At 67.9% G+C, this 26,838-nt stretch carries 21 protein-coding genes; 9 read left to right on the plus strand and 12 right to left on the minus strand.

Annotation, left to right across the window (positions count from 1 at the left end; translation table 11 throughout):
• Positions 1 to 188 precede the first annotated feature (188 nt).
• The 10 genes from KF833_07590 to rpsP form a co-directional block, all read right to left on the minus strand.
• Positions 189 to 1,721 carry a hypothetical protein gene (locus KF833_07590; GenBank protein MBX3745158.1) on the minus strand — a complete coding sequence of 511 codons (1,533 nt, stop codon included), beginning with the start codon at positions 1,719 to 1,721 and terminating at the stop codon, positions 189 to 191.
• Positions 1,718 to 4,861: a c-type cytochrome gene (locus KF833_07595; GenBank protein ID MBX3745159.1), complete on the minus strand. Its 3,144-nt coding sequence runs from the start codon at positions 4,859 to 4,861 to the stop codon at positions 1,718 to 1,720. Before KF833_07595 ends, KF833_07590 begins: the two co-directional genes overlap by 4 nt.
• Before the next feature lie 85 nt (positions 4,862 to 4,946).
• Complete coding sequence (locus KF833_07600; GenBank protein MBX3745160.1) at positions 4,947 to 6,329, minus strand: trypsin-like peptidase domain-containing protein; 1,383 nt, start codon at positions 6,327 to 6,329, stop codon at positions 4,947 to 4,949.
• Positions 6,326 to 7,177: a bifunctional DNA-formamidopyrimidine glycosylase/DNA-(apurinic or apyrimidinic site) lyase gene (gene mutM / locus KF833_07605; GenBank protein ID MBX3745161.1), complete on the minus strand. Its 852-nt coding sequence runs from the start codon at positions 7,175 to 7,177 to the stop codon at positions 6,326 to 6,328. The genes KF833_07600 and mutM overlap by 4 nt, the downstream gene beginning before the upstream one ends.
• Before the next feature lie 4 nt (positions 7,178 to 7,181).
• The gene (locus tag KF833_07610; GenBank protein MBX3745162.1) at positions 7,182 to 7,622 is read right to left on the minus strand and encodes a YraN family protein; all 441 of its coding nucleotides are present in this window, start codon (positions 7,620 to 7,622) and stop codon (positions 7,182 to 7,184) included.
• Positions 7,619 to 8,281 (minus strand): ribonuclease HII, encoded by a 663-nt coding sequence (locus tag KF833_07615; protein ID MBX3745163.1) that lies wholly within the window; start codon positions 8,279 to 8,281, stop codon positions 7,619 to 7,621. Before KF833_07615 ends, KF833_07610 begins: the two co-directional genes overlap by 4 nt.
• A 91-nt stretch (positions 8,282 to 8,372) precedes the next feature.
• Positions 8,373 to 8,741 (minus strand): 50S ribosomal protein L19, encoded by a 369-nt coding sequence (gene rplS / locus KF833_07620; GenBank protein ID MBX3745164.1) that lies wholly within the window; start codon positions 8,739 to 8,741, stop codon positions 8,373 to 8,375.
• Positions 8,738 to 9,448: a tRNA (guanosine(37)-N1)-methyltransferase TrmD gene (trmD, locus tag KF833_07625; GenBank protein MBX3745165.1), complete on the minus strand. Its 711-nt coding sequence runs from the start codon at positions 9,446 to 9,448 to the stop codon at positions 8,738 to 8,740. The genes rplS and trmD overlap by 4 nt, the downstream gene beginning before the upstream one ends.
• A gap of 40 nt (positions 9,449 to 9,488) precedes the next feature.
• Positions 9,489 to 9,749, minus strand: coding sequence for a KH domain-containing protein (locus KF833_07630; protein ID MBX3745166.1), 261 nt, complete (start codon positions 9,747 to 9,749; stop codon positions 9,489 to 9,491).
• 62 nt (positions 9,750 to 9,811) lie between these two features.
• Positions 9,812 to 10,072, minus strand: a complete 261-nt coding sequence (rpsP, locus tag KF833_07635) for a 30S ribosomal protein S16 (GenBank protein MBX3745167.1) — start codon at positions 10,070 to 10,072, stop codon at positions 9,812 to 9,814.
• A gap of 678 nt (positions 10,073 to 10,750) precedes the next feature.
• Here rpsP and KF833_07640 point away from each other — a divergent pair.
• From KF833_07640 to KF833_07650, 3 genes are all read left to right on the plus strand, one after another.
• The gene (locus tag KF833_07640; protein ID MBX3745168.1) at positions 10,751 to 11,350 is read left to right on the plus strand and encodes a hypothetical protein; all 600 of its coding nucleotides are present in this window, start codon (positions 10,751 to 10,753) and stop codon (positions 11,348 to 11,350) included.
• Positions 11,351 to 11,501: 151 nt separating this feature from the next.
• Positions 11,502 to 13,271 carry an FAD-dependent oxidoreductase gene (locus tag KF833_07645; GenBank protein ID MBX3745169.1) on the plus strand — a complete coding sequence of 590 codons (1,770 nt, stop codon included), beginning with the start codon at positions 11,502 to 11,504 and terminating at the stop codon, positions 13,269 to 13,271.
• A gap of 27 nt (positions 13,272 to 13,298) precedes the next feature.
• Positions 13,299 to 15,590, plus strand: a complete 2,292-nt coding sequence (locus KF833_07650; protein MBX3745170.1) for a cation-translocating P-type ATPase — start codon at positions 13,299 to 13,301, stop codon at positions 15,588 to 15,590.
• A gap of 68 nt (positions 15,591 to 15,658) precedes the next feature.
• Here the strand turns inward: KF833_07650 and KF833_07655 are convergent, their stop codons facing one another.
• Positions 15,659 to 18,043 (minus strand): CRTAC1 family protein, encoded by a 2,385-nt coding sequence (locus KF833_07655; GenBank protein ID MBX3745171.1) that lies wholly within the window; start codon positions 18,041 to 18,043, stop codon positions 15,659 to 15,661.
• Between the two features lie 24 nt (positions 18,044 to 18,067).
• Positions 18,068 to 18,766 carry a ribulose-phosphate 3-epimerase gene (gene rpe, locus KF833_07660; GenBank protein MBX3745172.1) on the minus strand — a complete coding sequence of 233 codons (699 nt, stop codon included), beginning with the start codon at positions 18,764 to 18,766 and terminating at the stop codon, positions 18,068 to 18,070.
• Positions 18,767 to 19,013: 247 nt separating this feature from the next.
• Here rpe and KF833_07665 point away from each other — a divergent pair, with 247 nt between their 5' ends.
• The 6 genes from KF833_07665 (at position 19,014) to KF833_07690 (ending at position 26,836) form a co-directional block, all read left to right on the plus strand.
• Positions 19,014 to 19,220, plus strand: a complete 207-nt coding sequence (locus KF833_07665) for a cold-shock protein (protein ID MBX3745173.1) — start codon at positions 19,014 to 19,016, stop codon at positions 19,218 to 19,220.
• A 240-nt stretch (positions 19,221 to 19,460) separates the two neighbouring features.
• Positions 19,461 to 20,648 carry a radical SAM family heme chaperone HemW gene (hemW, locus tag KF833_07670; GenBank protein MBX3745174.1) on the plus strand — a complete coding sequence of 396 codons (1,188 nt, stop codon included), beginning with the start codon at positions 19,461 to 19,463 and terminating at the stop codon, positions 20,646 to 20,648.
• A 236-nt stretch (positions 20,649 to 20,884) separates the two neighbouring features.
• Positions 20,885 to 21,538, plus strand: coding sequence for a cytochrome c3 family protein (locus KF833_07675; protein MBX3745175.1), 654 nt, complete (start codon positions 20,885 to 20,887; stop codon positions 21,536 to 21,538).
• Entirely contained in the window at positions 21,535 to 24,861 is a 3,327-nt protein-coding gene (locus KF833_07680) for a TAT-variant-translocated molybdopterin oxidoreductase (GenBank protein ID MBX3745176.1), read from the plus strand. The genes KF833_07675 and KF833_07680 overlap by 4 nt, the downstream gene beginning before the upstream one ends.
• Entirely contained in the window at positions 24,861 to 26,297 is a 1,437-nt protein-coding gene (gene nrfD, locus KF833_07685; GenBank protein ID MBX3745177.1) for a polysulfide reductase NrfD, read from the plus strand. Before KF833_07680 ends, nrfD begins: the two co-directional genes overlap by 1 nt.
• Positions 26,297 to 26,836, plus strand: coding sequence for a DUF3341 domain-containing protein (locus tag KF833_07690; protein ID MBX3745178.1), 540 nt, complete (start codon positions 26,297 to 26,299; stop codon positions 26,834 to 26,836). The genes nrfD and KF833_07690 overlap by 1 nt, the downstream gene beginning before the upstream one ends.
• The last annotated feature ends 2 nt before the right edge of the window (positions 26,837 to 26,838 follow it).

The raw sequence follows: 26,838 nt of genomic DNA on the forward strand, positions 1-26,838 counted from the left end.
GCGTCAATCATAAAAGGACTGGCTTATAATCTAAGTGTGCGTCATCATAAAACGCCTGTCCTATTATTTGAAAGCCTTATTGGAGCGGAATCAAATGCACCGAGCGGGTGAGGGTCAGGGGGCGGGCGACTCGGTTCATGCGGGTTTCGATGACAAAGACCGTGGCGCCATTGGTTCTGGAGGTTACGTCAGGGATCCCGATTGACGCGGTGCTCAATTTCGGCGGCGACGTCGCGGGCTTTGTCGCGGAGGGGTTGGGGGAGGGGGCCGGCGAGGAGGGCGGCAAGGACGCGGCGGGCTTCATGGAACTGGCCCTGGGCGGCCAGGAGGGAGGCCCAGGTGAGGGCGGCGGGGCGGTACTGGGGATCGCAACGAAGGGCTTCCCGGACGTGGACGGCGGCGAGGGCAGGGGCACCGGGATGGGCGGCGAGGACGTACACGCCGAGGAGATGATGGGCGGGGGCGAGGAGGGGATCGAGTTCGAGGGCGCGTTCGCAGAGGCGCCGGCCTTCGGCGAGGAGGTTGGCGCGGGTGGCGGCAGGGAGCGGTTCGAGGGCGGTGCGCTGATAGGCGACTTCGGCGGCGAGGTAGTGGATGAAGGCGTCCCGGGAGTTCCGTTGCAGGGCTTCGTCAGCCCAGGTTCGGATGCCGTCACGGTCGCGTTCGGTCCAGGCGAGGAGGGCAAGGGCCTCGCGGGGACGTGGGCTGTCGGGGGCGGCCTGGGCGGCGCGTTCGAGGCGGAGGCGGGCGTCCTGGGGCCGGTTGACGGATTGCAGGAGGCGTCCGAGGGCGTGGTCGAGTTCGCCAGGTTCGAGGCGTTGACGTCGGGGCCGGCTGGATTCGAGGTCGGGCCAGGTCTGGCGGACGACGGTGTAGCGTCCGCCGCGGAGATACTCGGCGAGTTGGGGTTGAAGCTGGTCCGGCGTCTGGCCAAAGGCGACGCGGAAGGCGTCGAGATGGTTGGTGGTTTGGGCGCAGAGGATGGCGTAGCGGGAGAGGACGTTGCTGCGGAAGCCTTCGCGGGCGAAGAGGAGGTAGTGGGTGAGGAGCCAGGACGTGGCATAGAAACGGCCGGCGCGAAGTTCCTCGTTGTAGTCGCGGGAGTCGCGGGTGGTGTTGAGGATGGAGAGGAGCGGGCCGGGGGGATTGCGCTGGAGGTAGTGGACGTGGTTGGTGAGGGCGATGCCGATGTCGAAGCGGTCGCCGTCGCTTTGGAAGGTGGAGAAGACTTCGGCGAGGCCTTCGTGGGCCCAGACGGGGGCATGCCGGAATTCGCGGGCGGTGAGGAGGTGGGTGTATTCGTGGAACATCACCCGCATGGTGATGGTGCCGCGGGCCTGGCGGCTGAGGGCGAGGGTGTAGTCGAGGGGATCCTCGGCGTGGAAGCCGCTCACCGGGCGGGGTTGGCCGCCGTAGAGGGGCTTGAAGGGACGGAAGGTGGCGTCGTCGCGGAAGAAGTACACGCGGGCGGGGCGGCGCTGGACGTTGGTGAGTCCGACGAAGTGGGAGACCACGTGACGGAACGTTTCGAGTTCGCGGAGGAGCCGGCGGCCTTCGGATTCCCGGGCGTTGCTGAACATCTCGAAGTTCGGGCTCAGCAGCTTGAACCAGCCGGAGCCGGTGTCGGCGGCGGACACGGGGGGCGCGAGCGCGAGGAGGGCCAGCGCGAGGAGGGTGCCGTCGCGGGCGGGGCGGGGACGGAGGGGCAGGACGGGATTCAATGGGAAGGATTGGTTGGGGCGGTTGCAGCGGCGGGGGAAGCTTGGCCCGGGGGTTGCTGGAGGAAGGCGATGAGGTCGCGGAGTTCCTGGGGGGAGAGGCCGGCTTCGAGGCCTTCGGGCATGAGGGATCGGCCGAGGGAACGGAGGGATCGGAGCCGGGCGCGGGGGATTTCGACGGTACGGCCGAGGGCCTGAAGGAGGGTGATGGTGGTGGCGGATTCGGCGTGGAGGATGCCGGTTTCCTCGTCGCCGTCGGTGGTTTCGGCGGTGTAGGCCACGAAGGCGGGGTTCATGGCCATGTTGGGATCGAGGGTGTTGGAGACGAGGTCCTCGATGCTGCGGTGGCCCTGGTGGCTGAGGTCCGGGCCGACGGCGTGGCCGAGGCCGTTGGCGTGGTGGCATTGGGCGCAGAGGCGGTCGAAGGCGGCACGTCCACGGGCGGGGTCGCCGGTTTCAGGGAGGCGGGCGAGCCATTCCTCCACGAGGGCGCTGCGGTTGGCGTATTCCTCGTCGCTGACGAAGGCGGCGGCGCGACTGCGGATGTCGGGGGCGGCGTGGCGGAGGAGACGGCGGCGATGTTCGAGGTCGAGGTTGAGTTCACCGAGGGGGAGCGTGCCGTTTTCGATGCCATCGAGGAGGGCGGCATTGAAGGGGCCGCGATAGACGAGGAGGTTGACGACCGCGGGGCGCACGGCCGGGGCGAGGGAGGGCCAATGGCGGACGAGACCTTCGCCGACGGCGGGTTCGCGGTGGTCGCGGAGGACGGCGAGGGCGGCCTGCTGGAGGGCGGAAGGTTCGCGGCCGTCGAGGAGGCGGAAGAGGACGGGGCCGACCTGATCGAATTCGCCGACCGCCAGGAGCCGGACGATGTCGCGACGCGTGTCGAAGCCGGTGTCCGGTTGGAACAGACGGTCGAGGTGGAGGGCGAGCTGGCGGCGGGGGGATTCGCCGATTTCGATGCCGACCTGGCGGGCCAGTCGCCAGGCGGCACCAAGGATGGCCGGGGGCTCGGTCCAGGCGTTGAGCAGGGTGGTGAGTTGTTCGCGCGACGAACGGGAGAGGGACGGGGCGGAGGGGTCACGTCGCGCCCAGCCGGCGGAGAAGCCTTCGAGGAAGGCCAGGCGCACCGGCTCGGGCAGTTGGCGGAGGGCGGGGAGGGACACTTCCGTCGGCTCGTTTGAGCGGCCGCCATCGCCGACGTCTTCCGCCCAAAGGCGACCGAATCTCCGATCGGCAGGGGTTGGGGAGGGTGGGGGCACAAAATTGGTGCCGCCCATCACTTCTGCGGTTTCCCGGACGAGGTCGAGTTTGGGCGGGGTGATGTCCTGCCAGAACTGGCGGTCGTAGAGGATCGATCCGAGGACGCGATGCACAAAGGGGCCGAGGGTGCTGAGGGCGGCGCGACGGGACCATGGGTGGGCGTGGTCCTGCTTCATGAGCTCGGCGAAGCCGGGGGACCGGAGGGCCCGGACCCAGTCACGGTCACCGGCGGCCCAGGCGGCCTGGAATCGGACTTCGGGGTGGGGATCGGCGAGGAGGCGATCGACGGCCTCGCCGAACCGGGGCGATGTCGGGACACGGGGCCGGGCGAGGACGATGGCCTGGGCGCGCAGCGGCGCCGAGGGGTCTTCGAGGGCGAGGGCGAGGGTATCGTCGTCGAGCGAGCCGAGACCTTCGAGGGTGCGGAGGGTTTGGATGCGCGTGACGGGTTCCCGGGTGGAACGGGCGAGCTGGCGCAGCGCGGGAACGACGTCCGGGTTGCCGCGGGATACGAGGAGGCGCTGGGCGGTGAGGCGGGTCCATGGGTTGGGGGAATCCAGCAGGGAGACCCAATCGGCGGGGGCGAGCCGGCCGGGGAGGTCGCGGGTCGCGGTCCAGCCGCGGGGGGCGATCCGGTAGATGCGGCCTTCGCCGTCGCCGGCGCGGATGTCCTGTGTTTCGAGGAGCTTCCTAGGGATGTAGTCGGGGTGTTCGATGACTTCCCGTCGCATATCGAGCAGGTAGAGGGCGCCATCGGGACCGGATTCGAGGCCGACCGGGCGGAACATCGGATCGCGGGAGGCGAGGAACTCGCAGGATTGTTCCTCGGGGGCCCGGGTGGCGGTGAGGATGGGGCCGTTGGGGACGAGGAGATCGCGGTGGACGAGGTTGCCGACGACGTCGCAGACGAGCACGGAATCGCGGAGGGCGGCGGGCCAGTCGCGGTGGGAGATGAAGCCCATGCCGCCGGCTGCGGAGAAGTGGCCTGCCTGTTCCGGGTGATTGGGCCGGGTTTGAGCGGGGGAGATGGGATAAATGCGGGCCATTTCCCCGTGATCGGAGATGCTGTGGGTGGTTTCGACCGGGGGCAGGCCGGGATGGCGGGAGACATCGGCGGCGAGGGCGATGCGTTGCTGGATGTGGTCGATGTTGTAGGTCGTGAAGCTGCGGCCCCAGTCGTCGAAGACCAGTCCGAAGCCTCCGCCACTGTGGGAGGTCGGCTCGAACTCGCCCGTGCCGGGTCGAAAGCGGAAGTCGCGGTGGCCGAGCCGCAGGGGATCGCCGGGTCTGAGGGGGGAGGACAGGTCGCCGCCGTTGCCACCGTTGGCGCCGTGGATCCAGTTGTCCGGTCCCCAGCGGAGGCCGTTGACGTTGCTGTCGGTCACTCCGAGACGGAAGCCGGTGAGGATGGTACGGCGGACATCGGCGCGTCCGTCGCCGGTGGTATCCTGGAGGAACAGGATGTCGGGCGGGGCGGCGATCAGGACGCCGCCGTTCCAGGGAGTGATCGAGGTGGGGAAGCTGAGGTTCCCGGCGAAGAGGGTGGCGCGATCGGCGCGACCGTCGCCATCGAGGTCTTCGAGGAGGCGGACGGTTCCGCCGGGGCTGCGATCGGGACCGAAGCCGTAGGGGTAATCGCCCATTTCGACCACATAGGCGCGACCCAGTTCATCGAAGGCGAGGGCGACGGGGTCCACGACCATGGGGGCCTCGGCAAAGACGGACCATTCAAGGGCGGGGTGGAGTTCGAAGAGATCGGGGGCGGGGGATCCGCGGGAAGACAGGACGAGGGCCGGTGCGGCGATGGCGAAGGCCGCGATGGCGAAGGCCGGGAGGCGTCGAGGCAGGCCTGGGCGGCGGGAGGCGGGGTCACGCTTCACGAACCGGACCATGCCCGGTTGGGGTTCATGGACGGAAGGCGGAAGGCGGAGGACCGAGGACGGGAGACGGGAGTCGGGGAGCGGTTTAGCGGAGGCGAAGGCGGGCGCGGGCCTCGCTGAGGCTGAGGAGCATGCCACGTCGGCGGGCGGAGAGGAGGTCGAGGGTGACGGTGTCGCCGGGGGGGCGGCGATGGAGGGAGCGGCCGAGGATGACGATATCGCGTGGGGGATGGCCATCGAGGGCGGTCAGGATCTGGCCACGGGTGAGGCCGGCAGTGGCGCCGGGGCCGGAGCGTTCGACGTCGGCGACGATCAGGGCGGCCGAGAGGTCGAGGCGGAGCTGGCGTTGGATGTCGGCGGGGACGGGTTCGAGGGAAAGGCCGAGACGTCGGCGGAGGTAATCGGCGTTAAAGACGGAAGCCTCGGCGAGGAGGCGGACGTTGAGCTGGCGTCGTTGGTCACCGCGGAGGATGACGAGGCGGGCGGTGTCACCGGTGGCACCGAGGGCGCGGTAGAACTGGAGGGCGGAGCGGGGGGAGCGACCGTCGAGGGAGAGGATTTCGTCGCCGGGTTCGAGGCCGGCGGTGTCGGCGGGGCTGTCGCGTTGGATTTCGGCGATGAGGAGTGGGGGGCGGGAGCCGCGCACGGTGGCACCGAACCAGAGGCCGCGGGTGGCTTCCGGGGAGAACATGCCTGTGAGGGCGGCGTTGATGCGTTTGATGGGGATGGCGAAGCCGATGCCCTGGGCCTGGGCGAGGATGGCGACGTTGAGGCCGATGAGTTCGCCGCGGAGATTGACGAGGGGACCGCCGCTGTTGCCCGGATTGATGGAGGCATCGGTCTGGAGCCAGTCTTCGGGGGCCATGGGTTCACCGTCGCGTTCGGCGCGGCGGGTCTTGGAGCTGAGAATACCGCGGCTGACGGAACCGCCGAGGCCGTAGGGATTGCCGAGGGCGATGACGGTTTCGCCGAGGAGCAGGTCGTCGTCGGCGGCGAAGGGCAGGCTGGGGAAGCGCTGGCCGGGTTGGGCAGCGAGGCGGAGGAGGGCGAGGTCATTGGCCTCGGAGACGGAGACGACCTGGGCGTCGATGGGATCGGGGCGGTCGGAGAACGTGACCCGGACGCGGGCGGCATCGCGGATGACATGGAAGTTGGTGAGGACCCAGCCTTCCTCGTCGATGACGACACCGGAACCGCTGCTGTAGAGGGTGTCCGGGGCGCGGCGCCGGTAGCCGAAGAACTCGCGGAGCATTTGTTCGTAGGGGTCGGCGCGTTCGACGGCGAGGGTGCCGATGTTGACCACGGCCGGGAGGACGCGTTCGACGGCCTGGACGACGGGGTCGCGGCGCACATCGGCACCGGGAAGGGCGGCGGCGGCGGCGATCGGGAGGAGGAGGAGGAGGGCGAGGACCGGCCGTGGGAAACGGGGATGAGGGGACGCAGTGGAGCGATGGATTCGGGGATTCATCGTTGGCATCTGGGGCAGTCGAATGTGCTGCGGCCGGCCTGGACGGACCGGCGGATGGGGGTGCCGCAACGGGGGCACGGTTGCCCCGCGCGGTCATAAACGCGAAACCTTTCCGCGACGGTTGCGGGCGTGTTGGGATCGCTTCCGTAGTAGAACAGGGCGTCGCGTTGGGGGGCGGGACCGAAATTGAGGGTCAGGGCGGTGCCGAGCTGGATGGCTTCGGAGAGGACCTGGCGAATGGCGGCGACGAGGCGGTCCACCTCGGCGGCAGTGAGCCGGTGGGCGGGGCGGCGGGGGGAAAGTCGGGCGAGATGCAGGCATTCGCTGGCGTAGATATTGCCGATGCCGGCGACGACGGAGGGGTTGAGCAACCGGATCTTGATGGGCTGGCGGGAGTGGCGGAGGGCCGGGTGCCAGGCCGGGCGTGTGAACGTGTCGGACAGGGGCTCGGGTCCGAGGCTGGCCAGGGGGCGATCATCGAAGGTGAGGTGTCCGAACCCGCGCGGGTCTTCGAAGATCCAGAGTTGGGGATCGAGGTCGAATACGGCGGCGGCATGACGGGCGAGGGGGCGATCCCGGGGCTGGAGGTACATGCGGCCGGTCATGCCGAGGTGCCCGAGCAGGAGCGAGGGACGTCCGGCGGGATCGGGTTCGAGGTCGAAGAGGAGGTATTTGGCGCGGCGCCGGACTTTGGCGACGACGCGGTGGTTCAGGAGGTGTTGGAAGGATGCGACATCCGATGGCCGGAGGATGCGGGGTCGTAGGATCTCAACGTGGCGGATGCGGGATCCCCGGAGGAGAGGATCGAGGTGGCGGGCGAGGATTTCGACTTCGGGGAGTTCGGGCATGGGATCAGCCGTGCCGCAGGGGAGGGGAGAGGGTGAACATGCCCGGGAGATGTCGAATGTCGCGGACCTGGTTTGCGGAGAGGAGGACCTCGACGACATCGAAGCGGATTTTCACACGGGGTTCGGCGAGGCGCCTGAGGTAGTCGAGGGCGGTGCGGGACAGGGCACGTCGTTTGCGGGCATTGACGGCGGCGGCGGGGCGGGACCAGACCTCGCTGGAACGGGTTTTGACCTCGACGAACACCAGGCAGTCCTGATCGCGAAAGATCAGGTCGATTTCGCCACGACGGGACTGGAAGTTGGCGGTGAGGAAAGTGAGGCCGGTGGCCTGAAGGTGGGCGCGGGCGGCCTGTTCTCCGAGATGTCCGCGTTGGAGATGCCGGGCCTGCGGCTTGCGGAGGCCGACCGCCGCGAGCCAGGAGCGCAGTCGGGACGCGAGGGTCATGGGGCAAGGGGGAGGACGGGATGGTCGCGGACCGGGGCGAACGAGCGGCGATGGATGGGGCAGGGGCCGAGACGGGCGAGGACGGCACGATGGCGGGCGGTGGGGTAGCCTTTGTGCTCGGCGAATCCGTAGTCGGGCCAGGTTCGGTCGTAGTCGTTCATGCGTCGGTCGCGGGCCACCTTGGCAAGGACGCTGGCGGCGGCAATAGAGGCGCTGCGCGCGTCGCCACCGACCAGGGCGGTCTGGGGAGCCGGCAGATCGGGGACGGGTAGGCCGTCCACAAGCAGGTGCTGGGGGGCGGGGGCAAGGACGGCGATGGCCCGGCGCATGGCGACCTGGGTGGCCCGCAGGATATTGAGGCGGTCGATTTCCCCGACTTCGACAAAGACGACGGCCTGCTGGACGTGGGGGCAGGCGAGGAGGAAGGCGGCGAAGCGTTCGCGGCGGGCGGGGGCGAGGCGTTTGGAATCGGTCAGGCCATGGAGTTCGGGCGGCAGACCGGCGCGGATCCAGTCGGGGGGAAGCACGACTGCGGCCGCGGCGACCGGTCCGGCGAGGGGACCACGCCCGACTTCATCGATTCCTGCCGCGCGGGCGATGCCGCGGGACAGGAGATCCCGTTCGAAGTCGAGCAGGGACGACGGGTTGCCGTGGGCCATGGGAAGCGTGGGGCCGCGGCACGGCAGATCCTGGGGCGCCGCGCCACGGAGGGGGGTGGCGCGGCGTGGTCCGCAGGGGATGACCGGCGGATCAGGCGGCCTGGGAGGAGGTGGTCTTCTCCTTCACCAGGGTGGCGCCTTTGCCGACGCGACCGCGGAGGTAGGTGAGTTTGGCGCGGCGGACATCGCCATGGCGCTCCACCTCGACCTTGTCGATGCGCGGGGAGTGGATGGGGAAGACGCGCTCGACGCCTTCGCCGTAGCTGATGCGGCGGACGGTAAAGGTTTCGTTGATGCCATGGCCGCGGCGGCCGATGACGACGCCGGCGAAGACCTGGATTCGTTCCTTTTCGCCTTCGATGACCTTGGTGTGAACACGGACGGAGTCGCCGATGTTGAAGGCCGGGGCTTCCTTCTTGAGGAATTCGGATTCGATCTTGTCCAACAATGCCTGGTTCATAAGTCGCTTTCGTGGTGATGCCCCCCGGTCAACGCCGGGGCGGCGAGGAGGTCGGGGCGGCGCTGCATGGTTCGCTGACGGGCCTGTTCCCGGCGCCACCGTTCGATGGCGGCGTGATGACCGGACAGAAGGATTTCCGGGACGCGCCGGCTGCGGAATTCGACCGGGCGCGTGTAGTGGGGGTATTCGAGTTCGCCGCGGCTGAAGGATTCGTCGGTGGCGGAGGCATCATCGCCGAGGGCGCCGGGGAGGAGGCGGGTTACGGCGTCGATGACCATCATGGCCGGGAGGTTGCCGCTGGTGAGGACGAAGTCGCCGACGGAGAATTCGTCGTCCACAAGGAGTTCGCGGATACGCTCGTCGATGCCCTCGTAACTTGGGCAGAGGAGGATGAGGTGGGGTCGGGCGGCGAGTTCGCGGGCGGCGGCCTGATCGAACCGGCGCCCGGTCGGGCACATCAGGACGACGCGGGAGCCGGTGCCACGGAGGCTTTCGACGGCTTCGAAGACAGGTTCGCACTTGAGCACCATGCCGGGACCGCCGCCGAAGGGGCGATCGTCCACGGTGCGATGGCGGTCGTGGGTCCAGTCGCGCAACTGATGGACATGAAGATCGAGGAGACCGCGTTCGCGGGAGCGCTGGACGATGCTTTCGTCGAGCGGCCCGGCGAACATGCCCGGGAAGAGGGTGAGCACGTCGATCTTCATGCTCCGTCGGGCCGCGGAGCAGCGTCCGCGGCGGTTTCGGTCAGGCCTGTGCCTCGCTGCCGGGCTCGTCCTCGTCGATGAGTTCGAGAGAACAGCGCATGCCCTTGTTGGCGGCACCGACGGCCAGAAGGGTGCGGATGGCGTTGACGGTATTGCCCCGGCGGCCCACCAACCGGCCCATGTCGGCGGGATGGACGCGCACTTCATAGATGATTTCGCCGCGGCCCTGGACGGGTTCGATGCGAACGGCGTCCGGCTGCTGGACCATTCCGCGGACGACGGTCTCGAGAAAGTCCTGCATGGGGTGGCGGGAAGGGGGTTGGTGGGCGGTTCGGAGCGGCGGGGAGCGACGTGTGCGGGGGATCAGGCGACCGGGGCGTCGGCGGCGCGCTTCGACTGCTTGATGAAGCTTGCGACCGTTTCGGAAGGCTGTGCCCCGACGCCGAGCCAGTAGTTGGCACGTTCGAGGTCGAGGGTGTAGTTCACGCCGGTCCGTTTGGGGTCGTAGCTGCCGAGCTCCTCGATGAAGCGGCCGTCGCGGGGAAAACGGGCGTCGGCCACCACGATCCGGTAGGCCGGCGCATTCTTGGCGCCCATTCGCTTGAGACGAATCTTGACTGACATAAAGCCGGTACCTTGGGGAAGCCCGCTCCGCACGGGGACGATCCCGGCGAGTCCAACAGGTTCCCGGACAAGGGGCGGAGACCCTAGACGCCCGGATCAAATGCTGGCAAGCCCCGTTTTGGAATCCTGAGCGACGGCCTCACTGCCGCAGCGCGGGGAGGGCCTTCGGGAAGGTCTGGCAGCGGCACCAGCACGCCAAGGTGCCGGCTTCCGTGCGTCCGGCACGCTTCGACCGTTCGCAGGCACCGTTGGCAAGGTTGCGCAGAGTGGCCCGGATTTCGGCCGCCCCACGATGCCGCACCCGGCAGGCACCCTCTCCAAGCGATCAGCCCCCAGCAATCAGCCGTGGGCCAGAGCCGTGGGCCAGTGGGAAAGGCCATTCGATGGCGAAACGGACCCAATAAAATAGAAAGACAGGCATAGCCTTGTTGACGTCGCGATCGGGTCGGGCGCCTCAGTCAGCAGTCAGGATCTTGGGGTCAACATAGCCTGCCTGCCTTATTGCCACGCTCTTGAGTCAACAAAATGCGCCTGCCTTATTAACGGGTGCTTCGGGTCCCCTTTCTTGCGCCGCTGCGGCAACTCCGATAGGCGGGAGGTATGAATCCGCTTGGAACGTTGATTCAGGCTGGCATTGGGAGCCGAGCGGGCCGGGCCGGCTTGGGAATGGGAATGGCGATGGGGTGGCTTGTGCTTGTCTGGACCGGATGCCGGACGGTCGAGCCGTTCGGACCGGCGCTGGCGGGGCAGGTGCGGGAAGGGCAGACCCGGGACGAGGTGCGGGCCGTCCTGGGAAACCCGACGACCCTGGAGCAATCGGGGATGGGGCTGTCCGTGGAGACTTACGAGGTCTGGCAGTCGATCTTCGGGCGGTATGGCATTCGGGATCGGGAGGAAGCGCTGGAGATCCGGCAGTTCAGTGTGCGGTATGGAGACGACGGCCGGGTGGAGCGGACCCTGTACCATCGGGGCGTGCTGGAAGGCTGGACCCTGCTGTACACCCGGAGCGTCGGGCCATGGCTGGATCCGGAGGCGATGGCACGGGTGGTACCAGGGCGGACGCGGAAATCCGACCTGGAAAGCTGGTTCGGTCCGGCGTCGATGGCGCGGTTGGATCCCGGGGGCGGCGTGCGGCTGGAATGGGTCTATCAGTCGATCGAGGCGGCGGCCGTGACGCCGGGGCGTTCCTTTCGAGCGCTGGAGGTGGTGGTGGATGAGGAAGGCTTGGTGCAGTCGGCAAAGCGTGTGGACCGGGTGTTCCCGGCGTGGCGGCGGTAGGGGAAGATGGAAGGGCACTGGATGGTGGGGCGGGTTGGCCCTGGAGGTCATCCCTTCGCTGAAGCGGTGATTGCGGCACGAGATTTGACCCGATTGGCCCAGGTCTCGACGATGGGGGGCTGGCGGCGGCATGATGCGGGTCTTCAAGGCCATGGCGAAGTCGGCATCAATCCGAGGGGGCGCCGGGTGGAGTCGGCGCCGGTTTCTGGCGCAGAGCGGGGCGGCGGCAGTGCTGTCACCAGGAGTGGTGTCCGGAGGGGCGGTTCGGGCGCGGGCGACGGCGGGTGCGTCGGAGGCGCGGCGGAGATTCGGACGGGAGTTGACGGGGGATGTGGTGATCTGCGGAGGCGGGCTGGGCGGGGTGGCGGCGGCGCTGGCGGCGTGCCGGAACGGGCTGCGGGTGGTGTTGACGGAGGAGACGGACTGGCTGGGGGGACAGTTGACATCGCAGGGGGTGCCGCCGGACGAGCATCGGTGGATCGAGGAATTCGGGGCGACGCGGACGTACCGGGCGTTGCGGGAGGGGATCCGGGAGTACTACCGGCGTCATTACCCGCTGACGGAGGCGGCGCGGGGGCGGTGGAACCTGAATCCGGGCAACGGAGCGGTGTCGCGGTTGTGTCATGAGCCGCGGGTGGCCCTGGCGGTGATCGAAGGGATGCTGGCGGTGTACGCCGCGGGGGGGCGGTTGACGATGCTGCGTGAACACCGGCCGGTGGGGGCGGAGGTGGATGGCGACCGGGTCCGGGCGGTTCGGGTGCGGAGCGATCGGACGGGCATGGACCGGGTGTTGCGGGCGCCGTGGTTCGTGGACGCGACGGAGTTGGGGGATCTGTTGCCGTTGACGGGAACGGAATGGGTGACGGGGGCGGAGGGACGTGCGGCGACGGGGGAGTTGCACGCGCCGGAACGGAAGGATCCGGGGAACCAGCAGGCGTTCACGGTGTGCTTTGCGATCGATCATGTGGCGGGACAGGACCACACCATCGAGCGTCCGAGGGAGTACGGATTCTGGCGCGAGTATGTGCCGTCGCTGACGCCCCCGTGGCCGGGCCGGTTGCTGTCGTGGGAGTACACGCATCCGAGGACGCTGGAGCCGCGGCGGTTGGGGTTCAGTCCGGTACAGGATCAGGACGGGCCGGGGCTGAACCTGTGGGTGTATCGGCGGATCGCGGCGGCGGCCAATTTCCTGCCGGGGAGCTACGACGGGGATATCTCGCTGATCAACTGGCCGCAGAACGATTATCTGCTGGGGAACCTGGTGGGGGTGACGCCGGAGGCGTATGCGCATCATGTGGAGAGGGGGAGGCAGTTGAGTTTGTCGCTGCTGTACTGGATGCAGACGGAGGCGCCGCGGCTGGATGGGGGGACGGGGTGGCCGGGGTTGCGGTTGCGGGGGGATCTCCTGGGGACGGAGGACGGGATGGCGAAGGCGCCCTACGTGCGGGAGGCGCGGCGGATCCGGGCGGTGACGACGATTCTCGAACAGCATTGCGGAACGCAGGCACGGGCCGAGGCGCTGGGCCGGAAGGAGTCGGAGGTGACGAGCGAGGTCTATTTCGATTCGGTGGGGATCGGGCAGTACCCGATCGATCTGCACCCGACTTCGGCGGGGGACAATTACATCGACTTCGATGCGCTGCCGTTTCATGTGCCGCTGGGAGCGCTGCTGCCGGTGCGGATGGAGAACCTGTTGCCGGCGGCGAAGAACATCGGGACCACGCACGTGACCAACGGGGCGTACCGGTTGCATCCGGTGGAATGGAACATCGGGGAATCGGTGGGGTCGCTGGTGGCGTTCGCGATGCGGAAGGGGGAACCGGCGCGGGCGGTGCGTGAGAAGGCGCCGCTGCTGGCGGAGTTTCAGACATGGATCCGGAGCCAGGGCATCGAAACGCACTGGCCGAAGGGGCCGTGGTGAAACGGGTCCGGCGATGAGGAGAGCACGATGAAGGAACCGGATGCCACGCGCCTTGGAGATGATGACCGGCTGCGGGTCGAGGGGATGACCTGCCAGAATTGCGCCCGGCGGGTGTGGGAGGCGGCGCAGGGCGTGGCGGGGGTGGCGATGGCGTCGGTGGATCTCGATGCGGGGCGTCTGCGGGTGCGGTGGGAGAAGGGGGCGGCGCGGGATGCGGAAGCGGTGGCGCGGGCCGTGTCGGGGGTTGGGTTCCCGGCGCGGCGGGAGGAGGCGGAGGAGGCGTCCCGGGCGGCCGGCACTCCGGGCCGCGGGTGGCTGACGGTTGTGTGGCTGGGGGCGCCGGTGACGGTGTTCCTGATGGTGTCGGAATGGGTGATGGGCTGGGGTCACACGGGCTGGTACCCGTGGGTGGCGCTGGGGCTGGCGTTGCCGGTGCAGGTGTGGGGCGGGGCGCGGTTCTATCGGGGGGCGTGGGAACAATTGAAGCGGGGCGGGGCGAACATGGACACCCTGGTGTCGCTGGGCTCGACGGCGGCGTTCGGGTTCAGCCTGTGGATCGTGCTGTCGGGGTCGGGCGGGCATGTCTATTTCATGGAGTCGGCGGCGATTCTGACGTTGATCAGCGTGGGCCATTGGCTGGAGGCGCTGGCGGCGGCGCGGGCGGGGACGGCCCTGCGGGCGTTGCTGGGTCTGGCGCCGCCGACGGCCCGACGGTTGGAGGAGGACGGTTCGGAACGGGAGGTGGCGGCGGGGGATCTGCGGACCGGCGACCGGGTTGTGGTGAGACCGGGGGACCGGGTGCCGACCGACGCGGAGGTGATCGAGGGGGCGTCAGCGGTGGACGAATCGATGCTGACGGGCGAGTCGCGTCCGGTGGAGAAGGGACGTGGGGCGGGGTTGTATGCGGGAACGGTGAACACGGATGGACGGCTGGTGGCGCGGGTGACGGCGACGGGCGGGGAGACGGTGCTGGCGCACATCGTGGCGGTGGTCGAGCGGGCGCAGAACAGCCGGGCGTCGATTCAACGTTTGGCGGACCGGGTGAGCGCGATCTTCGTGCCGGTGGTGGTGCTGCTGGCGTTGGCGACAGCGGCGGTGTGGGGACTGGCTCCGGACTGGGCGCGGGGCGTGCACGAGGCGGTGGCGCCGGGTTTATGGCGGATGACACTGCCGGAGGGTCCGTGGGCGTTGGCGGTGATCCATGCGACGGCGGTGTTGATCATCGCCTGCCCGTGCGCGATGGGGCTGGCGACGCCGGCGGCGATCATGGCCGGGACCAACGCTGCGGCGCTGCGGGGGATACTGATCCGGGACGGCGTTGCGCTGGAGAAGGCGGGGCGGATCGACACCGTGGTGTTCGACAAGACGGGCACGCTGACGCACGGGCAGTTGACGGTACGGCGCGTTCTCGGAGGGGACGGCGGTGGCGGGGGGGTGGGAGAGGGAGGTGCGGAGTTGGGTTGGGCCGCGGAGCTGGCGTCGGGCTCGCGTCATCCGGTGGCGCGTGCGGTGGCGTCTTTCGGAGTCGCGAATGGACATGGCCCCAGCGGAGGAAGCGCGTCGTATGCCTGGGACGGGTGGCGCGAGCTGCGGGGGCAGGGCATCGAAGGGCGACGGGACGGCACGGTGTATCGGCTGGGTTCGTTGGGATGGCTGCGCGGGTGCGGGGTGGCGGGGGTGCCATTGGACACGGTCGCGGGGGAGGAGGACGACGGGTTTGGGCGGGTTGGGTTCGCGGTTGGGGACCGGTGGGTGGCCACGTTTGAGCTCGAGGATGCACTCCGGGCGGAGGCGGCTGGGGTGGTCGAGGCATTGCGGCGCGATGGATTCCGGGTGTGCCTGATCAGCGGCGACGCGGCGACGGCGGTGCGGGCTTTGGCGGAGCGGGTGGGGATTGCCGAGGGGGATGCGATGGCGGAGGTCCGGCCGGAGGGGAAGGCGGAGGCGCTGGCGACGTGGCAGCGCGCGGGGCGGCGGGTGGCGTTTGTGGGGGATGGCATCAACGACGGGCCGGCGCTGGCGCGGGCGGACCTGGGGATTGCGGTGGGGGAGGCGGCGGATGTGGCGCGGGAATCGGCGGACGTGGTGCTGATGCGCCGGGGATTGGGCGTGTTGCGGGAAGCGCTGGGGATTTCGCAGGCCACGCTGCGGACGATCCGGCAGAACCTGTTCTGGGCCTTCTTCTACAACGCGGTGGGGGTGCCGCTGGCGATGCTGGGGTTCTTCAGTCCCATCCTGTGCGCGGCGGCCATGGGGTTGTCCGATCTGATTGTGATCGGGAACGCGCTGCGGTTGCGGTACTGGCGGCCGAACGGGTGACGGAGGGCGGAGGGCGGAGGGCGGAGGGCGGAGGGCGGAGGGCGGAGGGCGGAGGGCAATTGTCAAATTCAGAGATGTGACCCCGGGGCGGGGGCGAGGTGGGTGCGGTTGGGTTCGGGGTTGGGGATGCGCTGTTCGCGTCCGCCGGGCCAGCGGAGGATGGCTTCGTCCACGAGGGCGGAGTCGCCGAGGCCGAAATGGAGGATGGGGGCCCGCTGGGCGCGGAAGGCGTCTCCGGTCACGAACACCCGGGTGGCGGTGCCGGACGGGGTGCGGAGGGTGACGGTGGTGCCGGGGAGCGGGATGCCACCGGGGGTGGGGACGAGGCGGAAGGCGATCCAGTGTCCGGCGGTCTCGATGGCGTTGCGATAAAGGCGGACGGCCTGGCGGAAGCGGGGCCAGACTTCGTGGGTGGTGACGAGGAGATCGAGGCGGCCATCGCCGTCGATGTCGTGGGCGACGACATTGCGGCAGTCGGTCTGGATGGCGAGACCGAAGAGGTGCCCGACCTCGACGAAGCGGTCGCCCCCGAGATTGAGGTGGAGATGGTTCGGGTGGTACCCGCCGTAGGACCATCCATGGGACCGGGTCCAGGCAAACTTGCCGGAGAAGTAGGCGTCCACGGCCGGGCGCGGGGTGGAGTCGCCGACGTAGATGTCGTGGTTCCAGAACTCGACTTCGTAATCGCGGACCGAGGCGCGGGACTCGTGGCCATTGACGAAATAGAGGTCGGGGAAGCCGTTGTGGTCGAGGTCGGCGGCGGCGGCGTCCCAGGCCCAGCCGGCGCGGGCGATGGCTTTTCCGGCGGGCCGTTGTTGGAAGCCGCCTGCGGCCTGGCCGAAGAAGAGGCGGTTGCCGAAGGTCATGCGGGCGCGTTGGCGGGCCCAGGATTCGAAGCCGGGCCGTTCGAGTCCGAGCGATTCGAGGCGGTCGGCGGTGGTCTGGGGCATGCCGACGAGGAGCACGTCGAGCCGGCCGTCGGCATCGAAGTCGCTGAGGGCGTGCGCCATTCCGAATCCGGCCGGGTCATCGAACCACTCGGCGGTGCGGTCGGTGAAGCGGCCGGTGCCGTCGTTGGCGTAGGCGTCGAGGCCGGCGAAGTCGCTGGTGACCAGGAGATCGAGGTGTCCGTCGCCGTCGAGATCGACGAAGGAAGCGGCGTAGCTGCGCCGGTGGCGGCGGGCTTCCGGGCCGGCGGAGGCGGTGATGTCTTCGAAGCGGCCGTCACCGACGTTGCGGAGGAGGTAGGCTGGGGGGCCGTCGTTGGCATTGAAGTAGGGATGGGGCATCTGGCCGCCCTGGTAGGGGACGCGGTACTGGCCGAGGAACACATCGAGGAGGCCGTCGCCATCGATGTCGCCGCAGGTGAAGGCCTGGGCGTAGTGAAAGGGTTCCGGGGCGCGCCAGGATTCTTCGGCGGGGGTATCGAAGGCGCCGCCGGGTCCGGCTCGGAGCAGGACGAGACCCGTCCGCACGGCCAGAAGCAGGTCGGCCCGGCCATTACCGGTGAAGTCGGCGAGGAGGGCGGTGAAGATCAGGCCGGGATGATGGGGGGTGAGTTCTGAAGTGGACCACTGGCCATCCGGGTGGCGGCGGAGGACGAGATTGCGGGCGACCAGCAACCATTCGTCATGGCCATCGCCATCGAGGTCGTGAGGGATGATGGGGTCGATCCACGACGTGCGGGGGAAGGGGTCCACCTCGATGGCGGCGGCCGGTTGAAAGAGGGGCGGACCGTGGCGCCGGACGGTTTCGAAGTGTTCGACCACGATGGGGCCGAGGGCGGCTGGGCCGGGTCTTGGGGGGGAATGGGGCCAGGACATGCGGACCCGGGCGGAGACCTGGGCGCGGGCGGGCGGGGCATCGCGGGTGAGGTGGAGGTTGATGAGGAAGGTGCTGGCGGCGGGGTCGGCGGCGGAGGCGGGCTGGAACGCGACATGGCGCCATTCGCTTTGCGCGAGTTGCCAGCCTTCACGGATCCAGGCTTCCAGGGGGGCGCGCCAGTCCGGGCCGGGCTGGGCGGGGGTGTCCGGGTGTGATTCCGCGAACCAGCGCTGGATGCCGTGGGGCAGGGATTCCGTTTGGGGAGGGGCGGGCCAGACGAGGGAGGGGATGGGGGCGGTATGGAGGAGGAGCCAGGGATCGGAGGCGGCGTTGAGGGCATCCCAGAGTTCGTCGATGACCCGCCCGTGCTGCTGGGCGATCATTTCGGGTTGCCAGAGCGAGTCGCGCAGGGCGTTTTCGCGGGCCTCGATGGCGGTGAGTTCGGCGAGGGTCTGGGGGGTGAGGGAGGCGGAAGACGACGCGGGGGACGACGGAGCGGGAAGGTCGGGTGAAGGGGGGGGATGCCGGCGGGCGAGTAGGGTCACGAGCACGGCCAGGAGGAGCAATGCGAGGGCGAATCCGGGAAGGGGTCGCCGGAAGGGGAGGGGCAGCCGGGACCGCGGGGGCATGGTGCGGGGGGGGGCGGCGCGGGGTCAGGAGCCCTCGGGCAGAGGTTCGGGGGCCGGGAGGGTGGGGGCGGCTTCGGTGACCAACCGGCGCAAGCGGCGGACCGCGGCGGTCATATTGGGCTGGCGGAAGAGGCCGGTGCCGCTGACGAAGGTATCGGCGCCGGCGCGGGCGCATTCCGGGGCGGTTTCGAAGGTCACGCCGCCGTCCACCTGGATGCGGTAGGCGAGGCCGGTTTCGGAGCGCCAGCGGAGGGCCTGTTGGATTTTGGGGACGGTTTCATGGATGAAGGACTGGCCGCCGAAGCCGGGATTGACGGTCATGACCAGGAGGAGGTCGATATGGCGGAGGAAGGGTTGGAGGGCGCGCATGGGGGTGGGCGGATTGACCGCCACGCCGGCGCGCAGGCCGAGGGACTTGATTTTCCAGAGGAGGGGTTCGACGCGGGTGCCGAGTTCGGCGTGGACGGTCAGTTGTCTGGCGCCGGCCCTGGCGAAGGGTTCGATGAGGATTTCGGGGCGGGAACACATGAGGTGAACATCGAAGAAGAGGCGGGTGAGGGGCCGGAGGGCGGCGACGAGATCGGGGCCGAAGGAGAGGTTGGGGACGAAGTGACCATCCATGATGTCGAGGTGGAGCCATTCGGCGCCCGAGCGGGAGGCACGGGTGACCTCCCGGTCGAGGCGGGCGAAATTGGCAGCCAGCAGGGATGGCGCGATGATCACTGGTTCGAGGGTAACAGGGGGGAAGGGGCGGGGTCGAGCGGGGCGAGGGCGGGCGTGGAAATGTCGGTTGCGAATGAAGTCTAGCTTGACCTGCCTATGAGAATCCCGTTTGAATCCGGCACCCCGTGAATCCCGTGAGGCAGCCACTGGGTTGTCGTTTCAGAGGAGGAAGACGCGCTTAGGTGCCGTTCAGGGTATTCAGGTGCGTAGCCGGGACAACAATCGCGCAACTAACCCACCCGTAGTTATGGCGAGCGGTCATGTGAAGTGGTTCGACAACAAGAAGGGTTTCGGCTTCATCTCCAACGAAGCGGGAACCGATGTCTTCGTGCATTACTCAGCCATTGCCGGCAATGGCTTCAAGACCCTGAAGGAGGGGGAACTGGTCCAGTTCGAACTGATCGAGAGCGACAAGGGGCTGAAGGCGCAGAACGTGCATCGGCCGGCGGATTGAAGGGAGACGGAGGGCCGCGCATCCCGGAGTTGTGGGGAGTGGTGCGAACTCCGCCAGGCGGCGCTTCGGAGGGCCGGGTTCCACGAGGCCGCAACGGAGTGGAGCGTTGGGTTGAGGACTCGCAGAGCTCGTCCCCCCGATGCGCTGCCTCCTCCCCCGCAACGCCGGGATGCACCGGCCGGAGGGCCAGACGGAACGCGGGGCTTGGGGCGGGGTGCCGTGCGGGTTAGGGTTTTCCCGATGGTTCCTGCATTTTCAGGAGGACCGGGCAGCGCGAGCGAGCCGCGGAGTGTGTACATCCATGTGCCGTTCTGCGCGCGGAAGTGCGAGTACTGTGCGTTTTACTCGACGTCGGCGGATGGAGAGTTGATCCGCCGGTATGTCGGGGCGCTGGTTCGGGAGATACGGGAGCGAAGCGGCAGTTGGGGAAGGCCGCTGGAGACAGTCTTTTTCGGGGGCGGAACCCCGTCGTTGCTGACGTTATCCCAGTGGGAGTTGCTGTTGGGGGTGTGGGAGGGTTTGGGATTGTCGGGGGTGGGGGAGTGGACGGTGGAATGCAATCCGGCGACGCTGTCGGAAGACAAGGCACGGTTGCTTCGAGCGGGCGGGGTGAACCGGATTTCGCTGGGGGTGCAATCGCTGGACGAGGGATTGCTGGACCGGCTTGGGCGGGTTCACAGCCGGGACATGGTGTTCCGGTCGTACGATGTGCTGCGGCGGGCGGGGTTCGAGAACATCAATCTGGATCTGATGTTTGCGATTCCGGGGCAGACGATGGCGTCGTGGGAGGCGACGGTACGGGAGGCGCTGGCGATGGGGAGCGAGCATTTGTCGTGTTACGAGGTGATCTACGAGGACGACACGCCGTTGTTCGCGCAATTGCGGGCGGGGGAGTTCGAGGTGGACGAGGAACTGGCGGAGCGCATGTACGAGCGGTGGGTTGAGGCGGCGGACGGGGCGGGGTACCGGCAGTATGAGGTGGCGAATTTCGCGCGGGACGGGGCGGGGGGCGAACTTCCGGAGCGGGCGTGCCGGCACAACGTGAACTACTGGAGGGGCGGGCGGTATGCCGGGTTGGGGCCGAGCGCCTCCGGGTACGAGGGGGAGGTGCGATACCGTCAGGTTTCGAGCACGCAGGCGTACTGCCAGGCCATCGATACCGGGGCGAGCGCACGGGAATGGGTCGATGGGCTGTCGGGGTTGGCGCGGGCCGGGGAGGTGGCGGCCTTTGGATTGAGAATGAACGCCGGTTGGCCGTGGGAGGCATTCCGGCGGGCGACGGGGTACGATTTGCGGGAAGGCTGGTCGGCGGCTATGGCGACCCTGAAGGGGCGGGGCTGGGGGGTGGAGGAGGCGGATCGATTCCGGCTGACGGCGCAGGGGATGCGGTTTGCGGACGCGGCGGGGAGCGAGTTCGTGGGAGGATGAGGGAACGGGGTGGGGCTGGGCCTAATGATGGGTATTAACCCCGTGGAAATCTTATCCCCGGGTGCTTGCGCGCTTGCGCATCTGGCGGGTGGTCCGCTACCAACTCCGGCGTTGTCGCGATCCGTTCCACGGAGGTGGCCGCGTGGAGCGGCTGTGAACGTCCAGGGTTCGTCCTCGCATTGACACACGTTTCGCTTTGCTGGTGAAATGCCGCGCCTCAAGCGCGGCGCCGACTCATGTCCGACATATTTCCCAGGTGGACCAACCGACTGCCGCGGCTGATTGCCATTGGCGCGATCCTGACCGGAACGGCGGTCAGCGCGGCGGTCTGGTATTACTTCACGCCCAAATACACGCGGGTCGGGTACCAGCCGGTTCAGCCGGTGCCCTTCTCGCATGCCGTCCATGTGGACCAGCTCGGCATCGACTGCCGGTATTGCCACGATGGGGTGGAGAAGTCGTGGTACTCGAACGTGCCCTCGGCCTCCTCGTGCATGAACTGCCACAACGCGGTCCTGCCGGGCGATCCGAAGCTGGAACTGGTGCGGGAGAGTTACGCGACGGGGACGCCGATTCCGTGGGTGCAACTGCACAAGACGCCGGACTACGTGTACTTCAACCACGCGGTGCACGTGAACCGGGGGGTGAGCTGCGTGCATTGCCACGGGCAGGTCAACCGGATGGAAGAGGTGTACCACGCCAAGCCGCTGAGCATGGGTTTCTGCCTCGAGTGCCATCGAAACCCGCAGGATTTCCTGCGCGACCCGAAGCTGGTGTACGACCTCAACTGGCAGCCGGAAGATCCGGTGGCCCACCGCGACGCGATGCTCAAGGCGGTCCATGACTGGAAGATCCAGTCGTCGCAGAACTGCTCGACTTGCCACCGATGAAGACCATTCCGCCTCCCTGTCCCGAGCCGGAGTCCGGCGTCCGCTACTGGCGCGGGTTCGACGATCTGGAAGGGACTCCTGAGTTTCAGGAGCAACTGGCCAGGGAGTTCCCCGCGGGTGCGAGTGAACTGACCGATCCCACCACCCGGCGGACCTTCGTGAAGCTCATGGGGGCGTCGATGGCCCTGGCCGGCCTGGGTGTCACGGGATGCCGTCGGCCTGAGGAACGCATATTTCCATTCGGCCGCCAGCCCGAGGGGTATGTCCACGGCGTGCCGCAGTACTTTGCGACGGCACTGCCGACGCGGACCGGTGCGGTGCCGCTGGTGGCCAAGCAGCACGACGGCCGTCCGGTGAAGGTCGAGGGCAACGCCCACCATCCGGATAGCAACGGCGGGACCGATGTCTTTGCGCAGGCGTCGATTCTGGACCTGTACGACCCGGACCGCAGTCGCAGGTTCCTGCGGGGCGGAGTGACGGTATCGCGCGAGGAGGCGTTGGAGTTTCTGGGCGAACTCGGGCGGGGGGCGGCGGCGAATGGCGGGAAGGGACTGGCGGTGCTCGCGGGGCGGGGAACGTCGCCCTCCCGGGCCAGGATGCGGGCGGCGCTGGCGCAGAAGTGTCCCCAGGCGCGCTGGTACACCTACGAATCGGTCGATTTCGACATTCATCGTCAGGGCGCGCAAGTGGCCACCGGACAGCCGGTGGGGCCGTATTACCGGGTGGACCAGGCGCAGGTCATCGTCTCGCTCGACTGCGATTTTCTGGGTCGCGAAGAGGAAAGCGCGCGGTACAGCCGGGGCTTTGCCCGGGGCCGCAAGGCGGAGACGGTCCACGACACGTTGAACCGGCTGTACATCGCGGAGGCGCTGATGTCGGTGACCGGGGCGAACGCCGACCATCGGTTGCGGCTGGCGGCGGGCCAGGTGTTTCCGCTGACGGCGGCGCTGGCGGCGGCGATTCTGCCCGAGGGACCGCTTCGGGAGGCTTGCGCGGCGGTGCCGCAGCCGGCCGGGGTGGATGCGCGTTGGATTGCGGAATGCGCCGCCGATCTGGTGGCCCATCGGGGACACGCGCTGGTTCTGCCGGGGCACAGTCAGCCCTTGGCGGTGCATGTTCTGGCGCATGCGATCAACGGGGCGCTGGGCGCGGTGGGCAGGACCGTCGAGTACCGTCCCGCCCCGGTTCCCCAGGACGGCACGCTGGCCGAACTGGCGTCCGCGCTTCAGGCGGGGCAGGTGGAGACGCTGATCGTGCTGGAGGGCAACCCGGTGTACGCGGCGCCGGCGGATCTCAATTGGGCGGAGGCCCAGCGCAAGGCGAAGACGGTGGTGCGCTTCGGATATTACGAGGACGAGACCACGGAGCGCAGCGACTGGCATTTCCCGGCGACGCATTATCTGGAGTCGTGGGGCGATGCACGCACCAGCGATGGAACTCTCGTGGCGGTGCAGCCGCTGATTGCGCCGCTGTTCGGTGGATTGACCGACGTCGAGTTCCTGGGACGGCTGGCCGGTCAAAGTCCGGCACGCGGGTACGACATGGTCCGGGAAACCTTCTTCGAGCTGGCGGGAACGCGGTCGGAGGAGGCCTGGGGCCGGTTCCTGCACGATGGATTCGTGAAGGACAGCGCCTCGCGTCCCCAGACGGCGACGGTGGATGCGGCGGCGGTGACGCAGGTGGTGAGTGCGGCGGGCCGGCTGCCGGTGCCGGCGGTGGACCGGATCGAGCTGGTGTTTCATCGGGACGGCAAGATCGACGACGGCCGGTGGGCGAACAACGCCTGGCTGCAGGAGCTGCCGGACGCCATCACCAAGATCACCTGGGACAATGCGGCGTTGATCAGCCGGCGGACGGCGTCCGAGCTGGGGTTGACCAATGGGGAGCGGGTCACGATTGAGGTGGGGGGGCGGAGCCTGTCGGCACCGATCTGGGTGATGCCGGGCATGGCGGATTTCACGGTGGCCCTGGCCCTTGGGTATGGGCGGACGCATCCGGGGCGGGTGGCGTGCTTCGAGGGGAAGCCGGTCGGATTCAACGCCGGGGTGTTGAGGACGACGGGAACGCCTTGGATGGTGCCGGGGGCGAAGCTGACCGGAACCCGTCAGACCTTCGACTTTGCGACCACGCAGACGCACTGGGCGATGAGCGGGCGGCCGATCGTGCGCGAGGCCAACGTTGCGCAGTTCCAGAAGTTCCCGGGGTTTGCGAAGAACTTCGATCTGGAGGCGCACGCCGGGCACATCCCGGTCGGTCCGGACGGCCATCCGAAGCCCCTTTACAAGACGCCCTACGAGGAGCGGCCGGAGGAGCAGAAGAGCGATCTGCATCAGTGGGCGATGTCGATCGACTTGAGCGCCTGCACCGGATGCGGTGCCTGTGTGATCGCGTGCCAGAGCGAGAACAACATCCCGATCGTCGGCAAGGATCAGGTGATCCGGGGCCGGGAGATGCACTGGTTGCGGATCGACCGGTATTTCACGGGGTACCGCAAGGGCCAGCGCAACAAGCTGATTTCGGACGATCGACAGTGGCGGGAGGGTTGGATTGACGATCCGCAGGTGGTGACACAGCCGATGATGTGTCAGCACTGCGAGAAGGCCCCGTGCGAAAGCGTCTGCCCGGTGAACGCGACCGTTCACGACGCGGAAGGGCTCAATGTCATGGCGTACAACCGCTGTGTCGGGACGCGGTATTGTTCGAACAACTGCGCGTGGAAGGTGCGGCGGTTCAACTATTTCGATTACAACAAGCGCCCGGGCAACTACGGCGACACGTCGATGGGCCAGCGCGGTTACCTGTACCGCGGTCCGCTGGCCAGGCGAAGCGCCTCGGAGCTGGAACTGATCCGGATGGCGAAGAACCCGGAGGTGTCGGTGCGGATGCGCGGGGTGATGGAGAAATGCACCTTCTGCACCCAGCGGATCGAGACGGCGAAGATTGCGCGCAAGGTGAAGGCGGGGGCCAGCGGGGACGTGCAGGTGACCGACCGGGACGGCTTGAAGACGGCGTGCCAGCAGGCGTGCCCGGCGGAGGCGATCGTCTTCGGCAACCAGCTCGAAGCGGGCAGCCGGGTCAACCAGTGGAAGAAGAATCCCCGGGACTACACGGTCCTTGGCTTTCTCGACACGCGGCCGCGCCTCACCTATCTCGCGAAGCTGCGAAATCCGAATCCGCGGATGCCCGACTACCAGGAGGTGCCGATGAGCATCCGCGAGTACGAAATCATGTATCACTCGGATCCATTCACCCCGCATGGAGCGGCCCATGACGGGGCGGCCGCGGGGACGACAGGGACGGCCGGGCAGGAGGGAGGACACTGATGGCCCACGCGATCGACAAGATCCCACCGTACGTCGTCGCGCCTCCGCCGGAGCTGGAGCGCGTGCCGCTGGTGCTGAACCAGCGTCCGCATTCGTGGATTTCCGACAAGATAGCGGGCATTGCGGAAGGGAAGACGCCGACGTGGTGGTGGATCGCCCTGGCGATCAGCATGACCGGCATGCTGACGATGTTCGGCATGATCGTGTATCTCATCTCGACCGGGGTGGGCGTCTGGGGCTTGAACCAGCCGGCGGCCTGGGCGTGGGACATCACGAACTTCGTTTTCTGGATCGGCATCGGCCATGCAGGAACGCTGATTTCCGCCATTCTGTGCCTGTTGCGGCAGAGGTGGCGGACTTCGATCAACCGGGCGGCCGAGGCGATGACGCTCTTTGCGGTGGTGTGCGCCGGAATTTTCCCGGTGGTGCATACGGGTCGGATCTGGTACGCGCTGATGCCGGGGTATCTCATTCCGTTTCCCAACGCCAATGAGATCTGGCCGCAATTCCGGTCGCCGTTGCTGTGGGATGTCTTCGCGGTCTCGACCTACGGAACGGTGTCGTTGTTGTTCTGGTACACCGGGTTGATTCCGGACCTGGCGACCATGCGGGACCGGGCGGTGTCGAAGGTGAAGAAATTCCTGTACGGGTTGTTCGCGCTGGGCTGGAACGGATCGAACCGGCACTGGTGCAACTACGAGAAGGCGTACCTGATTCTGGCCGGGTTGAGCACGCCGCTGGTGTTGTCGGTGCACTCGGTGGTGTCCTTCGACTTTGCGGTCTCGCAGGTGCCCGGATGGCACACGACGATCTTCCCGCCCTACTTCGTGGCCGGGGCGATCTTCTCAGGGTTCGGGATGGTGCTGACGCTGCTGGTGCCGTTACGGAGCATCTGCGGGTTGCAGGATGTGATCACCACGCGGCACATCGAACTGATGTGCAAGGTGATATTAGCGACCGGTTCGATGGTCGGGTACGCGTACGCGATGGAATTCTTCATCGCGTGGTACGGGGGCAATCCGTACGAATTGTACGCCTTCCAGAACCGGGCTTTCGGACCCTACTGGTGGGCGTACTGGATCATGGTGAGCTGCAACGTGATCAGCCCGCATCTGTTCTGGTTCAAGTGGTGCCGGACGAGGATGTGGTTCGTGTTTGCGGTTTCGATCGTGGTGAACATCGGGATGTGGTTCGAACGGTTTGTCATCATCGTGACCTCGCTGCACCGCGACTATCTCCCCTCGAGCTGGGGATATTTCAGCCCGACCTACGTGGATGTGCTGACCTTCGTGGGCAGCTTCGGGCTGTTCTGCACACTCTTCCTGTTGTTCATGCGGTTCCTGCCGATGATCGCCATTGCGGAGGTGAAGGCGGTCACACCGCAGGCTGACCCGCATCATCCGCTGGGCGGCGCCCGGTTGGGAGGGACACACTGATGAGCACCGACGCACGACCCTATGCGCTGATGGCCGAGGTGGAATCGCCGTCGGCGGCGTTGAGAGCGGCCGAGGCGATCCGGGAAGCCGGCTACAAGCGGTGGGATGTTCACACGCCGTATCCGATCCACGGGCTCGACGGGGCCATGGGCCTGCGCAACTCGCGGGTGGGATGGTTCACCTTCGTCGGGGGCACCACCGGGTTCACGCTGGGCATGCTGATGATCTGGTGGATGGGGAAGATCGATTACGCGATCCCCGTGGGCGGCAAGCCGCTGTTCAGCCCGATCTTCTCGTTTCCGGTGGCGTACGAGCTGACCATTCTCCTGGGGGCGTTCGGGACGCTGTTCGGAATGGCCCTGCTGAACCGGCTGCCGCGCCACTATCATCCGCTGTTGAAGCATCCCCGGTTCCGGCAGGTCACCCATGACAAGATCTTCGTGGTGATTGAATGCGCGGATCCCAAGTTCTCCGAGACCGAGACCCGGCAACTGCTGGAACGGGTCGGGGGGCGCAATGTGGAGACGGTGGAGGACTGACC

It is taken from the genome of Verrucomicrobiia bacterium, assembly GCA_019634625.1.
GTDB lineage: Bacteria > Verrucomicrobiota > Verrucomicrobiia > Limisphaerales > CAIMTB01 > CAIMTB01.